General features: G+C 57.2%; 13 protein-coding genes. 8 read left to right on the top strand and 5 right to left on the bottom strand.

From position 1 onward, the window contains the following. Nucleotides 1-2: 2 nt before the first annotated feature. On the bottom strand, nucleotides 3-1,064 hold the full coding sequence (locus GWA01_RS03135; protein WP_228118303.1) for a polyprenyl synthetase family protein: 1,062 nt from the start codon (nucleotides 1,062-1,064) through the stop codon (nucleotides 3-5). Nucleotides 1,065-1,196: 132 nt separating this feature from the next. Between GWA01_RS03135 and GWA01_RS03130 the strand changes: the two genes are divergently transcribed. Beyond that, nucleotides 1,197-2,030 carry a tRNA1(Val) (adenine(37)-N6)-methyltransferase gene (locus GWA01_RS03130; protein ID WP_146793915.1) on the top strand — a complete coding sequence of 278 codons (834 nt, stop codon included), beginning with the start codon at nucleotides 1,197-1,199 and terminating at the stop codon, nucleotides 2,028-2,030. 5 nt (nucleotides 2,031-2,035) lie between these two features. On the opposite strand, the gene GWA01_RS03125 is transcribed toward GWA01_RS03130, so the two are convergent. After that, complete coding sequence (locus tag GWA01_RS03125; RefSeq protein WP_146793913.1) at nucleotides 2,036-3,058, bottom strand: ribonucleotide-diphosphate reductase subunit beta; 1,023 nt, start codon at nucleotides 3,056-3,058, stop codon at nucleotides 2,036-2,038. A 29-nt stretch (nucleotides 3,059-3,087) separates the two neighbouring features. Further along, on the bottom strand, nucleotides 3,088-4,941 hold the full coding sequence (locus tag GWA01_RS03120) for a ribonucleoside-diphosphate reductase subunit alpha (RefSeq protein WP_228118443.1): 1,854 nt from the start codon (nucleotides 4,939-4,941) through the stop codon (nucleotides 3,088-3,090). A gap of 463 nt (nucleotides 4,942-5,404) precedes the next feature. Between GWA01_RS03120 and GWA01_RS03115 the strand changes: the two genes are divergently transcribed. After that, entirely contained in the window at nucleotides 5,405-5,836 is a 432-nt protein-coding gene (locus GWA01_RS03115) for an OsmC family protein (RefSeq protein ID WP_146793909.1), read from the top strand. A gap of 19 nt (nucleotides 5,837-5,855) precedes the next feature. Here GWA01_RS03115 and aroC read toward each other — a convergent pair whose 3' ends face one another. Both aroC and fabI read right to left on the bottom strand, forming a co-directional pair. Beyond that, complete coding sequence (gene aroC, locus GWA01_RS03110; protein ID WP_146793907.1) at nucleotides 5,856-6,941, bottom strand: chorismate synthase; 1,086 nt, start codon at nucleotides 6,939-6,941, stop codon at nucleotides 5,856-5,858. Between the two features lies 1 nt (nucleotide 6,942). Continuing rightward, nucleotides 6,943-7,794 carry an enoyl-ACP reductase FabI gene (fabI, locus tag GWA01_RS03105; protein ID WP_146793905.1) on the bottom strand — a complete coding sequence of 284 codons (852 nt, stop codon included), beginning with the start codon at nucleotides 7,792-7,794 and terminating at the stop codon, nucleotides 6,943-6,945. A 250-nt stretch (nucleotides 7,795-8,044) separates the two neighbouring features. Here fabI and pdxH point away from each other — a divergent pair, with 250 nt between their 5' ends. The 6 genes from pdxH to GWA01_RS03075 all read left to right on the top strand — a co-directional run bounded on the left by pdxH (nucleotide 8,045) and on the right by GWA01_RS03075 (nucleotide 14,225). Continuing rightward, the gene (pdxH, locus tag GWA01_RS03100; RefSeq protein ID WP_146793903.1) at nucleotides 8,045-8,668 is read left to right on the top strand and encodes a pyridoxamine 5'-phosphate oxidase; all 624 of its coding nucleotides are present in this window, start codon (nucleotides 8,045-8,047) and stop codon (nucleotides 8,666-8,668) included. A 44-nt stretch (nucleotides 8,669-8,712) separates the two neighbouring features. Beyond that, nucleotides 8,713-9,597 (top strand): universal stress protein, encoded by an 885-nt coding sequence (locus tag GWA01_RS03095; protein ID WP_146793901.1) that lies wholly within the window; start codon nucleotides 8,713-8,715, stop codon nucleotides 9,595-9,597. A gap of 94 nt (nucleotides 9,598-9,691) precedes the next feature. Then, nucleotides 9,692-10,408, top strand: a complete 717-nt coding sequence (locus tag GWA01_RS03090; protein WP_146793899.1) for a polysaccharide lyase family 7 protein — start codon at nucleotides 9,692-9,694, stop codon at nucleotides 10,406-10,408. 69 nt (nucleotides 10,409-10,477) lie between these two features. Next, nucleotides 10,478-12,346, top strand: a complete 1,869-nt coding sequence (locus GWA01_RS03085; protein WP_146793897.1) for a glycosyltransferase N-terminal domain-containing protein — start codon at nucleotides 10,478-10,480, stop codon at nucleotides 12,344-12,346. Nucleotides 12,347-12,348: 2 nt separating this feature from the next. Then, entirely contained in the window at nucleotides 12,349-13,326 is a 978-nt protein-coding gene (lpxK, locus tag GWA01_RS03080) for a tetraacyldisaccharide 4'-kinase (RefSeq protein ID WP_371858425.1), read from the top strand. Continuing rightward, on the top strand, nucleotides 13,323-14,225 hold the full coding sequence (locus GWA01_RS03075) for a lysophospholipid acyltransferase family protein (protein ID WP_146793893.1): 903 nt from the start codon (nucleotides 13,323-13,325) through the stop codon (nucleotides 14,223-14,225). Before lpxK ends, GWA01_RS03075 begins: the two co-directional genes overlap by 4 nt. Nucleotides 14,226-14,311: the final 86 nt, after the last annotated feature.

Here is a 14,311-nt window from a genome sequence, read left to right as displayed (position 1 = left end):
GATCAGCGTGCCCGGTTAACGGTGTATTGCACTGTCCGCTCCAGAAGCCCACGCAGTTCGCTTTCTGGGAAAATGGACAGCGCTTCAACAGCAGCATCAGCATATGTCTGAGCACGTGCAATCGTGACGCCAATCGCGTCCGTTTTTGCAATCAGCTCCAGAGCGCGCGGAAGGTCGGCATCCGTCTGCTCGCCCTGCTCGATAACACGCTCCCAGAACACTTTTTCTTCCGGCGTGGCCGCATCATACGCGGCAAGAACTGGCAGCGTGATCTTGCCCTCACGCATGTCGTCTCCAACTGTCTTCCCGAGGGTCTGCTGATCTGCGGCATAATCCAGAGCATCGTCGACAAGCTGGAAGGCCATTCCCAGATTCGTGCCGAACGCGTCCAGCGCCTCTTCTTCCGCAATCGGGCGATCGGTCAGAACAGCACCCACGCGACATGCTGCGGCGAACAGGGCCGCAGTCTTGCCATGAATAACTTCGAGATAGCGGTCGATTGGCGTGGAAAGATCGTTCTGCGTGGCCATCTGCAAGACTTCTCCCTCTGCGATCGTCGCAGAAGCAGCCGACAGAATTGCCATGACCCGGAGCGAACCATCCGCAGTCATAAGCTGGAACGAACGTGCGAACAGGAAGTCCCCCACAAGCACGGAAGCCTTGTTGCCGAATACGGCATTTGCCGAGGCCAGCCCGCGACGCAGCGTGCTTTCGTCAACAACGTCGTCATGCAGCAGAGTAGCTGTGTGGATGAACTCTACGCAGGCGGCGAGGCCAACATGCCGCTGACGATCAGGAGCAGGCTCATATCCGCACAGACGCGCAGAGGCGAGTGTCAGCAACGGGCGCAGGCGCTTTCCACCAGCGGCAACAAGATGCGCTCCCAGCTGCGGAATGAGCGGTACGGGGCTTTGCATCCGCTGAACAATGGCACGGTTACAGGCGTGCATGTCTTCTTCAAGGAAAGCAGACAACGCAGACAGTGCGCTCTCGCCTCCGGCGTCCTTGAGCACGCGCTTCTCCTGGGTTTCGGCGGCTACGGCGTCCGGTGCGGAAGAATCCAAGGGTCACTACTCCACTTCCCGCACTGGCACTGTACCGTGCGGCCACGATATGATCCGATACGCCCTGCTACCTTTCCAGAAACCGGAAGGCAGGCACACAGTGTAACGCCGGACAAAAGGTTGGAAGACCATATGAGCGGCAGCAGGAAGACGGTCAACCCGTTGGACGACAACGATAGCGATACAAAGCGGTTATATCCCGTTTCAGGCCCCGAAGAACGCGATGGCACCCTTCTTGGGGGGCGCCTTCGCTACAGGCAGTTTTCTGCAGGATACAGAACCGGACTGGAGCCCGTCCTCATGGCTGCGGCTGTTCCGGCTCTGGCCGGTGAGAGCGTTCTGGAGGCTGGATGTGGTGCCGGGGCGGCCCTGTTATGCCTCAGCCATCGCATTGAAGACCTAAAAGGCATCGGGCTGGAGCACGACTCTGAGACTGTGGGGCTGGCCAACCGGAATTTCAGTCTCAATCACGGCACTGCCACTCTGGAGGCGATCAAGGCTCGTTTGCCTGACATCCCCCGTAGTCTGCGCAGTTCCGCCCCCAATGCCAACGGTCGTTTTCATCACGTCATGGCCAATCCGCCCTGGCACAACCCGAACGGAACACCCTCTCCAGACAGTCGCCGACGCCTTGCGCTGCACGCTGAGGAGGCAGACCCGAACAGCTGGATCAGCACCCTGACGCGATGGGTTTTACCGGGCGGAAGTCTGACATTTGCGCTACCGGCAGCTGCTGTGGATACAGCCTGCGCAACACTGCTCTCTCATGGGTGTGGTTCGCTACAGCTTTATCCGCTCTGGCCAAAAGCCGGACGCGAAGCAAAGCTGGTCATCCTGCGCGCCATTCATGGCGGGCGGAGTATTTTCCGCCTGAGAGCGGGCATGATCCTGCATCAGGATGATGGACAGTTCACGGCCGTGGCGGAAAACGTGCTCCGGCAAGGACAAGCCCTGCCGGAGCTTTAAAATGGTCAGTCGAAAACGTTACCTTCGAACGCTTCTTCCCATGTCCCCGATGTAGAGGCGCGGGAATATTCCGTTGAACGGCTCTCGAAGAAGTTGGCATGCTCGACTGCGTTGAGCATGTCATCAATCCACGGCAGCGGGTTTTCATCGTTGTGATAGATCGGATCCAGACCAAGCTGGGTCAGGCGACGATCTGCAATGAAACGGATATAGCGCTTGACGTCCTCTGAAGAGAGCCCCTCGACCGCACCCATTTCGAAGGCCAGGTCGATAAATGCATCTTCATGTTCCACCGTCGTCCGGCAGATCTGAGTCAGCTCTTCACGGAAATCCTCAGTCCAGATTTCTGGGTTTTCACGGATGAAGGTTCTGAACAGCCGGATCATGGACAGGCAGTGCAGTGTCTCATCACGAACGGACCAGGAAACGATCTGGCCCATGCCCTTAAGCTTGTTGAAGCGCGGGAAGTTCAGCAGGATCGCGAACGAAGCAAATAGCTGCAATCCTTCCATGAAGGCACCAAACGCGGCCATAGTCTTCGCAATTTCACGCTTGCTGTCGATGTTAAACGACTGCATGAAATCGTATTTGTCTTTCATCTCCTTGTACTTCAGGAACGCAGAATACTCAGTTTCTGGCATACCGATGGTATCAAGAAGATGCGAATACGCTGCGATATGAATCGTCTCGATATTGGAGAACGATGAAAGCATCATCAGCACTTCAGTCGGCTTGAAAACCTGGCTGTAATACTTCATGTACGCGGAATTCACTTCCACGTCCGCCTGTGTAAAGAAACGGAAAATCTGGGTCACAAGATGCTGCTCAGACTCGGTCAGCGTCTTGTGCCAGTCCTTCACATCGTCGGCCAGCGGAACCTCTTCCGGCAGCCAGTGAACACGCTGCTGGGTCAACCATGCATCATAGGCCCATGGGTAACGGAAAGGCTTATAGACCGGATTTGCGGTCATCAGATCGAAATGCTGCTCGGTCGGAGCAGCCTCGGGCGTCTTGTTTGTGTCGCTCATCGCTTCATCCTCTCGCAAGCTGCCAGCCATTACTGGCAGCTCAGGCATTCCTCGTAATCACCAGTGCTCATCTCGCCACGCGGGGCAGCGGTGAGCGGGACCACATATTCTTCTTCATTTAGAATATCGCTCTTCAGCGCGACCGTAGACACGGCATCAGCGCGCTGGATGGAGAGCGAACGGCAGTAATAAAGGGACTTCAGACCCTTCTTCCATGCCTGATAATGGATCTGATGTAGGTCACGCTTATGCACATCCGCCGGCAGGAACAGGTTAACCGACTGTGCCTGACAGATGAACTGCGCACGATCTGCGGCGTGTTCCACAATCCAGCGCTGATCCAGTTCGAACGCCGTTTTATAGACGTCTTTCTCGTCCTGTGTCAGGAAATCGAGATGCTGAACGGACCCCTTGTTCAGGGTAATTGAGCTCCAGACCTTGTCATTATCCTGTCCGCGCTCTTGCAGAAGCTTCTGAAGATGACGGTTACGGACAGTGAAAGAGCCTGACAGCGTTTTTTGCAAAAAGACATTCGCGCTAATCGGCTCGATGCCAGGGCTTGCGTTTCCGGTAATGATCGAAATGGAAGCCGTCGGAGCAATCGCAAGTTTATGCGAAAAACGCTCCATGATGCCGTATTCCTCGGCATCCGGGCATGGGCCGCGCAGTTCTGCCAGATGCTTCGAAGCAGCGTCAGCCTGCTCACGGATATGGCTGAATATCTTGCGATTCCAGACCTTCGCCATCACGCTTTCAAACGGGATCGAGCGCGCCTGAAGGAAGGAATGGAAACCCATCACTCCCAACCCGACCGAACGCTCACGGGCCGCAGCATATTTTGCGCGCTCCATATCGTCCGGGGCACGGTCGATAAAGTCCTGCAGCACGTTGTCGAGGAACAGCATGACATCCTCGATGAACTGAGGATCATCCTTCCACTCGTCCCAGGTTTCCAGGTTCAGCGAAGACAGGCAGCAGACTGCCGTGCGATTCTTACCGTGATGATCAATGCCGGTGGGCAGCGTAATTTCGGCGCAGAGATTGGATGTCTTGACCTCAAGGCCTGCAAGCTTGTGGTGCTGGGGACGGGCGTTGTTCACGTGATCGGAATAGATCACGTAAGGCTCGCCCTGCTCCATGCGGGCCGTCAGGATACGGATCCAGAGCGAACGCGCTGAAACCTTGCGGATGATGCTGTGATCCTTGGGAGACAGCAGCGCCCACTCTTCGTCCTTTTCAACCGCGCGCATGAACGCATCCGTCACCAGCACGCCGTGATGAAGGTTCAGCGCCTTACGGTTCGGATCGCCACCTGTGGGGCGGCGCATTTCAGTGAACTCTTCAATTTCAGGGTGCCAGACCGGCAGATAAACCGCCGCCGATCCACGACGCAGACTTCCCTGAGAAATCGCAAGCGTCAGGCTGTCCATCACGCGGATGAACGGGATGACGCCGGATGTCTTGCCGTTGCGGCCGATATTCTCGCCGATGGAACGCAGATTGCCCCAATAGGAACCGATACCGCCACCCTTGGACGCCAGCCAGACGTTCTCATTCCAGAGCCCGACGATCCCTTCCAGACTGTCTTCCGCTTCGTTCAGAAAGCAGGAAATGGGCAGGCCGCGCGATGTGCCGCCATTGGACAGGATCGGCGTCGCCGGCATGAACCAGTGCTTGGAAATATAATCGTAAATACGCTGTGCATGGCCTGCATCCGCGCCATAATATGAAGCAACACGCCCGAACAGGTCCTGATAATGCTCACCCTCGAGCAGATATCGGTTGTCCAGAGTGGCCTTGCCGAAATCTGTCAGCAACGAATCACGAGAGCGGTCAACGCGAACTGCGTGATGCCCCGGAAGCTGCACGACATCATCGAACATGTCCGGTGTTTCTTCAATGCCCGTTACTGGCTCAGCGCAGGGTGGGTGGTCGGAAACGGGACGAACATCATGAGGGCGGTCAGCCGGATGGGATGTGTCCATCGTCACGTCATGAAGTGTCATTCGCTGTCTCCGGCGTATAGAATTTTGCTTGGTTGATCACTCCAATTCCACGACTGGAGAGCCATCGCAAGCAATCAATTCTCTTGAAAAATCTGTTCTGCTGTGAACCAGCAACATCGCACATCTATGGCACGGAATCTGTCCACACCCCTAGATATAGTGTTTGGCGCAGAAAACCGCCACAAGCCCGCATCTATCCTCATGCGGTTGGCGCGATATGGCATTCCAGCCACAAACGACACGATAATGCGATCCGATATTCCCGCCGTGGAAGCAGGCAACATTGCCTACCCTGCCACGTTGAAGACTGGAGCCACTCAACATCTGGAGAGCGTCACCCATGAGTATCGACAAATCTGCATCCGCCCATTGGAGCGGCGGCCTGAAAGACGGCAAAGGCACGATTTCGACACAGAGCGGCGCGCTGGAGGCCCAGCCTTATGGCTTCAACACGCGCTTCGAAGATAAACCCGGCACGAACCCCGAGGAGCTCCTCGGCGCAGCACATGCGGGTTGTTACACGATGGCCCTGTCCATGATTCTGGGCGAGGCAGGCTTTACTGCTACGTCACTGGATACAAAGGCAATCGTATCTCTGGACAAATCAGGGGACGGCTTTTCCATTACCAAGGTCCATCTCATTCTGCGCGGCGTCGTGCCCGGCGCAGACGATGCCCGGTTCGACGAATGCGCGAACAAAGCGAAGGTGGGATGTCCGGTGTCGAAACTGTTCAACACCGAAATCACGCTGGATGCGCGGCTGGAAAACTGAGCGCCCCAGGGAGCGACGGTCAGCGCCGCTCCCACCCACACTGCGCATGATGGCGTAGAAGATGGTCTGCCAACACACAGGCCATCATTGCCTCAGCCACAGGCACCGCACGGATTCCGATACAGGGATCGTGCCGCCCCTTGGTGCTCACATCAACGGCCTCACCCTTGCGGTTGATGCTAGGGACAGGCGTCAGGATCGAGCTGGTTGGCTTGATCGCAAAGCGGGCAACAATGGGCTGACCCGTTGAAATTCCACCCAGAATTCCCCCAGCATGGTTTGATGCAAACACAGGACCAGGCGCAATCGGGTCCGCGTTCTGCTCACCGCGAAGGGCTGCGACTGCAAAACCATCGCCAATCTCGACCCCCTTCACACCATTAATGCCCATGAGCGCCGATGCGAGATCCGCATCAAGCTTCCCATAGACAGGCGCTCCGAGTCCGGCTGGTAACCCTTCAGCGACAACATCAACAGTCGCGCCGATCGAGGATCCGGATTTGCGGACCGAGTCCAGCAGTTCCTGCCAGGACGAGACCGAATCTGCGTCCGGGCACCAAAGCGGATTTCGCTCCACTTCGTCCCAGTCCCAACGGGCAGGATCGACCTGATGGCCACCGATACCCGTCAGCGCCGCACGAATCTGAACCCCCTCGCCCACAAGCGTTTTCAGAAGCACGCGCGCAACCGCACCGGCTGCAACGCGCATTGCGGTTTCACGGGCGGAGGAACGGCCACCACCGCGATAGTCCCGAATCCCGTACTTCATGTCATACGCAATATCGGCGTGACCGGGACGATACCGCTCGGCAATTTCCCCATAATCACGGGAGCGCTGGTCCGTATTCTCGATCATGAGCGAAATCGGCGTACCGGTTGTCATGCCCTCAAATACGCCGGAAAGGATTTTCACCTCGTCCGGTTCCCGGCGCTGGGTTGTGAAACGGGATTGCCCGGGCCTGCGACGATCCAGCCATGGCTGGATATCCGCTTCGGACAGCTTCAGGCGTGGCGGGCAGCCATCAATGACACAACCGATCGCTGGTCCATGGCTTTCCCCCCATGTTGTAACGCGGAACAGATGCCCGAAGCTGTTGTCCGACATATCAATCTCCGGAAGAGACCACGGCGATATCGGGGGCTTCCGGGTTCTTCATGCCAACGACATGATAACCGCAATCCACATGATGGACTTCGCCCGTAACACCACTGGACAGGTCGGACAGGAAATACATCCCGGAACCGCCGACATCCTTAAGAGAGACGTTGCGCTCCATCGGTGCGTTAAGCTGGTTCCAGCGCAGGATATAACGGAAATCGCTGATACCATTGGCCGCCAGCGTCATGATCGGGCCTGCGGAGATACCGTTCACGCGGATATCATCACGGCCAAGGTCCGCTGCCATGTAGCGTACGGAAGCCTCAAGAGCCGCCTTCGCAACACCCATGACATTATAATGGGGCATCACGCGCTCCGCACCCAGATAGGTCAGGGTAAGGAGCGAACCACCCTTGTTCATCATCGCGGCGGCGCGGCGGGCAACGGCCGTGAAGGAATAACACGAAATGTCCATGGCCTGCAGGAATGCTTCGCGCGGGGTATCAACATACCGTCCACGCAGATACTGCTTGTCTGCCCAACCGATGGCGTGCACGAGGAAGTCGATCTTACCCCAAACCTTTTCGATTTCGGCAAAGGTTTCGTCGATCGCGGCATCATCGCTCACGTCACAAGGCAAAACGAGAGTGGAGCCTACGCTTTCAGCAAGCGGGCGAACGCGCTTACCAAGAGCCTCACCCTGATAGGTGAATGCAAGTTCAGCACCCTGTGCAGCACAGGCACTGGCAATTGCCCAGGCAATAGAATGTTTGTTTGCAACGCCCATGACGATGCCGCGTTTACCCTTCATGAGGGTACCGGTCACCGGCGCCGGGATGTTGTCTTCGGTTTCTGACATGTTTTCAGCTTCCTGAATCGCGTTTGCGGATTAGGGTCGTGGTCGCACAAGCGCAGGCCACGGACAAGTGCGCTTAGTGCGTGGCTGCTCACAATTTACGACGCAACGGAAATGCAACACACGGGCCTTGATGCTCCGGAAAACCCTTGGCAAGCCGCTGGCATATTACATTTCAGCTTCTTGAACGCTGCCAGTTTGAGCCGCTGGCGAGACCGATTATGATGCGTGGACCAGAGGGAGATGCAGAACCATGAACCATACCCCAGCCCAGCAGACCGGTAACCCGCTGCTTGATTTGACTGCGAACCCCTTCACGCTTTTCGCGGCATGGATGTCGGATGCTGAAAAATCCGAACCGAATGATCCCAACGCCATGGCCGTTGCAACCTCCACGCCCGATGGCCACCCTTCAGTGCGAATGCTGCTACTCAAAGGCGCGGATGAGCGTGGGTTTGTCTTTTATACAAACATGGAAAGCCGCAAAGGCGGAGAGCTGTTAGCGAACCCGCATGCTGCCTTGCTGTTTCACTGGAAATCACTGCGCCGCCAGATCCGCATTGAAGGGGCAGTCGTGCCTGTCAGCCCACAGGAAGCAGATGCATATTTTGCGAGCCGCTCTCCAAAATCACGCCTTGGTGCCATCGCATCAGATCAGTCCAGACCACTGGCCAGCCGCGAACTCTTTGAAGAGCGCCTGAGAGAGACCGAAGAGCGCTATGGCGAAGAAAACATCCCTCGCCCCGCAAACTGGTCCGGCTTCCGCGTTGTGCCTGACGCCATGGAGTTCTGGCAGGACAGGCCTTTCCGCCTTCATGACCGCGCAGTCTGGAAACGCTCGGGCACGGAATGGAACGTCACGCGTCTTTATCCGTAATAGATAAGAAAATTTTTGCTTTCAGGACCCGGGGGAAACCGCCCATGCTCAACAACATCAAGAACATCCTCCTCCCCCTTAACGGCTCCGGCGATCTGGAATCGGTCATGGGGATCGCTCTGGAATTTGCCAAACGCTTCGAGGCACACCTTTCTGCAGTCGTAGTTGGCAGTGACCCATCCGAGGTTGCCACTCTCGCAGGAGAAGGTCTGTCTGCAGGCATGGTCAGTGAAATGATTGATGCTGCCGCAAACGAAGCCCAGCGCCGCGCCATAGAGGTCCGGGCCTATTTCGATGCGTTGATGCGCCAGAATGCCATCGAACGTTACAGCCCATCCTCCGCAAGCAGCCCACCGGGCGAGCATGTGAGCGCAAGTCTCGATGTTCTGGACGGATCGGAGCATGACGCCATCACCTGGCGCGCCCGTCTGGCCGACATGACGCTCGTTCCTTTCCTGGCGACGGATGCTGATCCACGTGCCTCCGAGACGCTGCATGCCATCCTTTTTGACAGCGGACGCCCGCTTGTCATCGCACCTCCGAAGCCCCCGAAAAGCGTCGGCAAGCGTATTGCGATCGCCTGGAACGGTACGCCTGAATCATCTCTGGCGCTCCGTTGCACTCTCCCTTGGGCAAAGACCGCAGAGGCCGTCCAGATCCTGACCAGCCCAACGTATCAGCGTCGCGGTCCCGAGGCGGAAGACGTTCTGGCGTATCTGCGCCTTCATGGAATTTCCGCCACGGCGCGCACTTTCGAGCCTATAGACCGGAGTGTCGGTTCAGGCCTTCTGACAGCAGCGCAGGAATTCGAAGCCGATATGCTGAGCATGGGTGCATATTCTCATTCCCGTCTGCGCCAAATGATCCTCGGCGGTGTTACGCGTCACATTCTGGAGAACGCAAACCTCACCGTGCTCATGAGCCGCTAAGCGATTTCCCTCAGCTGGAGTTGCCTCCCTCCGGGCAGTTCCAGCGTTGGGAAACCGACAGTTTTTTCGACGCACTGCATGAAGGATTTTTACCGTGCTGCTTTCCCGCCTTATGTCCGGCGCCTGCGTCGCTATTTTCCTGGCTGCTCCTGCATCTGCCATGGACCTGAAAGCAGTGCAGACCGGTCAAACCCAGCCGTTGGCATTGCAACAGCCTGCCAACCGCGTAAGCGTTGAAACCGTGCCGTCTACACGCCTCAGGCAGGGCTACCACAGCATTTTTTACACACGAGATCCGGCTTCGGGCGCAGTTACGCTAACCACAACGAGCCGTCAGCCATATGCGGGGCATGATACGGCGCCAGTTACGGTTTTGCGGGAAGAAAACGCTTGGTCCATGCAGCAGGGAACATCTCATATGCAGGCAGCCATGCAGGTTGATCACCTGCCATGGAATGGCCGTATGCTGATCGGCCGCCTTAGGAATGCCGAGGGGCCGGTTGCGACCCTGGAAACGGACGGCAATCACGTAACGTCTTCTGTAAATGCTGGTCACGGGCCGCAGAGCGTTGTGTCAGGCGCGGTCTATCCACAAAACCGGATCGATTACAGCATCAGTACCGCCCCTGAAGGAGTGATAACCATTACGGTTAACGGGACGAAAAACATGTTTCCCGTGGCACCTGCTGTTGCAGCACACCCTGTATGGTTTGAAGCCGTTGTCGGTGAAACGGACGCTTTGCCTGCTCGCAAGCCAGACTTCGCCCGCGCAACTTTTTTCAGCATAAAAGCAGATCATCAACTCCGTTAACTTTTCCGGCTCCCGCTTCCTAAGAACAGGATTTTGCTCCCACTTCCGGCGCGTGCTACCGGAAGACCCATGATAGCGCCCACCCGTCTGATCCGTATCTGGCTGGGGATCTGCCTGCGAACGTCACGCTGGCAGGTCTCCGGCCCTGCTCAGACCCGCAGGATCGTGACGACCGCAGGCGCAGGAACACTCGTCGCATTCTGGCACCGATCGCTGACTCTGAGTCCCGCGCTATGCTTCTGGGCACGATCAATCGAGCCAAAACTCTCCTTCCGCATGATGGTGTCCAAGAACAGGGATGGCCGCCTGATTGCCGATATCGTGCGTCCCTGGGGCTTCATCGGCATACATGGATCGTCTTCCAAACGCGGCAAAGACAAGGGAGGCGCCGCAGTTCTGCGTAAGGCCCTGCGTGAGTTGAATGATGGCGCGATCGTCGCGATAACGCCCGACGGACCACGCGGCCCGGCCGAACAGCTTCATCCCGGTGCCATCGCACTTTCCCGCCTTGCAAAATGCCCGATAGTGCCAATTGGGATGGCCTCGAATAATCCACGCCTGCCCTCATGGGACGGGTTGGCATTTCCCCTCCCTTTCAGGCAGGGCAATTTCGTTCTGGGAAAACCCCTCTTCCAGCCCGACGCCGAAACACTACGTACAGCCCTGATAGATGTATCCCGCAGGGCAGATGATCTTCTTGCAGCCCAGAAGCAAACGCCCACTGATCGCGTGTGGCGCCTTATGGGAACGGTGATTGCCCCCGCCCTGACCATGATGCTGCGGGTACGTCTGGCACGAGGCAGGGAACTTCCAGACCGCCTGCGTGAACGCATGGGTCTGGGCGGAGGCAAACGGCCCGAGGGACAACTTCTGTGGCTTCATGCTGCGAGCGTAGGGGAAACACTTTCTGCGCTTCCCCTGCTGGATGCGCTGCTGAAAGAACGCAGCGATTTATCCGTCCTGTTCACAACGGCCACAGTTACCGGCAGCGAAATCGTTTCTCGCTATCCAGAGTTTGGCAAACGTGTGATCCATCGTTTCATCCCTCATGATGTTTCACGCTGGATCAGCCGTTTTCTGGATCGCTGGCGTCCGGATGGCGCTGCGTTCATAGAGAGTGAACTCTGGCCCGGCGTCATTGCTGCCTGTGGCCGCAGAGCCATTCCCGTCATGCTGATCAACGGGCGCCTTTCAGATCGTAGCGCCCGCAGATGGAAACATGTGCCCGGCATTGCCAGAAAAATGTTTTCCCGCCTTGACTGGATTGCAGCCCGCGGCCCCGAAGATGCCGGACGCTTCAAGGCGTTGGGCGCCTCTCCGGTTTACGAATACGGTGATCTGAAGCAGGATGCTCCAGCGCTACCCTTTGACTCTGAAGAACTCACAACCCTCCGCTCCCATATCGGAAAACGGCCTGTCTTCGTTGCCGCGTCAACCCATCCAGGCGAAGAAACCATCATTGCTGAAGCCGCCCGTATTGCCCGCAAAACGTACCCAGATCTTCTGACTGTTATCGTGCCGCGCCACCCATCTCGGGGCCAGGAAATCGCGGAGCAGCTTCACGCCCCCAGACGCAGTCAGAAAAAACTACCGGACTGGGATACACCTGTTTGGATTGCGGATACCCTTGGTGAACTCGGCCTTTTCTACCGGCTCGCGGATCATGCTTTTATTGGGAACTCGTTGTCCGGAAAGGGCGGCGGTCACAATCCGTTCGAGCCCCTGCGTTTGAACGTCCCCACGGCCACTGGCCCTCTGATGCAAAACTGGCGGGAGGCATCCACGATGCTGGCTGGAACCCTTCAGACCGTATACGATCCATTAACACTCGCCGAATGGCTGATTTCCGCCCCATCTGAACTCCCGTCAGGAACGAATTTCGGACACTCCGTCATTCCCCCGCTCTGCAAACGGATTCTGGACACGCTCGACCAATGAGGCTGCACCCTCCCCGCTTCTGGTCCCGTCCGGGAATGTCTCTCCTGACTGCGGCCTTCGTACCTTTTTCTTCCATCACGACCCGTCTGGGCCGCCGACGCAGGCGTCGCACACCCTTTCAGGCAAATGTCCCTGTTTTGTGCTGCGGCAATGTAACCGTAGGCGGCACCGGCAAGACACCACTCACACTGGATCTGGTCAAACGCCTTCAGGAGCGGGGTATGAGCCCGCATATCCTAAGTCGCGGCCATGGCGGGAGTGAAAAGGGGCCGATCCTCGTAGATCTGCGCGTGCATCAGCCGCGCGACGTCGGGGACGAACCTCTCCTGCTCGCGGCCGCCGCCCCGACATGGATTGGCGCTGATCGCTCTGAAACCGCGCTTTGTGCCGTTGGCCATGGCGCGGATTGTCTCGTCATGGATGATGGTTTTCAGAATCCGACACTGCATCAGGATGTCTCCATCCTTGTCGTGGACGGGCCGAGCGCCTTTGGAAATGGTCGCGTGCTCCCAGCCGGGCCATTACGCGAGCCACTGGCCGATGCGCTGGATCGTGCATCTGCACTTGTCGTAATTGGTGATGACACTCACAAGCTGATCGCACATCTTCCACAGCCGTCACATCGCACGCAGGCCAGACTGATCCCCGGCCCCGAAATCCGTAATCTTCAGGGCAGACGGGTGGTGGCCTTTGCAGGCATCGGCCGACCGGAAAAATTCTTCGATATGCTCCGCGACGCTGGCATCAATCCTGTCAGAACAATCTTTTTCCCGGACCACCATCAATACGGTGCGCGTGATATCCGGCGCCTCGAAGCGTTGAATCGGGAGCCCGGGACAACACTTGTCACAACCACAAAGGATGCCGTGAAGCTTCCAGCCACGTTCCGGAGCCAGATCCAGGTGATTACGGTCGAACTGCGATGGATGGACTCAGCCTTCCCTGATCGCCTGCTGGACCTCCTGATCCCTACTCCATGAAAAAAATACTGCACAAAACCGAAGCAACTGTGGCGCGCCTCCTGCTTCATGCCCTCAGAACGCTCCCCCCCGCAGCAGCGTCAACACTGGGCGGCATGACGGCCCGGTTCATTGGTCCGCGACTTCCAGTTTCGCGCATTGCCAATACGAACCTTAAACTCGCACTCCCTTATCTAAATGCCCGCGCACGTAAACGCATCGTCCGGGAATGTTGGGAAAATCTGGGCCGTACCATCGGAGAATTTCCCCACATCGCAGCCCTGCCTCATAACAGCCCTTCCGGCCCCGGCTGGCGCGTCGAGGGAGCGGAGCACCTTGAGACGGCCAGACAATCGGGCAAGCCCGTTATTTTCTTTTCCGGGCATATCGGAAACTGGGAACTGATGCCGCCAGTCGTCGCACGGCACGGTCTTCCATTTGCATCGTTCTACAGAGCAGCAAGCAACGAAGGCGTAAACAGCCTGATCCATGATCTTCGCCGGAATGCGATGGGTCAGGATGTCCCAATGTTTCCAAAGGGCTCAAAAGGCGCACGTTCGGCACTACGCTATCTGGGTCAGGGTGGTCATTTAGGTGTTTTGGGCGATCAGAAAATGAATGACGGAATCGAGGCGTCCCTCTTTGGACGTCCCGCCATGACGGCATCAGCAGCCGCTGTATTTGCTCTGCGACATCAGGCCCTGATCATTACAGGGCATGTCTATCGTGAAGGGCCAGCCAGACTTGTTCTGCAGGTCGATGCACCCATCCATCCGGTTGCAACAGGCGACAGGCAGGCGGATGTCCTTGCTTTGACACAAAAACTTAACAATCGACTTCAGGAATGGATCGAAAAACGCCCAGGCCTATGGCTCTGGCTCCATCGTCGCTGGGACAAATCTCTTTATCGGAAGCCATAGGCATCTTTCGAGCCATGCATTAAACGCATGGCAGATTTGCCACAGTGGGGAAACTTTGTGTCTTGAGAACCGCAATCTGTGACATT

Origin of the sequence: Gluconobacter wancherniae NBRC 103581, assembly GCF_007988885.1 — a bacterium.
Classification (GTDB): domain Bacteria; phylum Pseudomonadota; class Alphaproteobacteria; order Acetobacterales; family Acetobacteraceae; genus Gluconobacter; species Gluconobacter wancherniae.
This window is presented reverse-complemented; position numbering and strand designations above follow the sequence as displayed.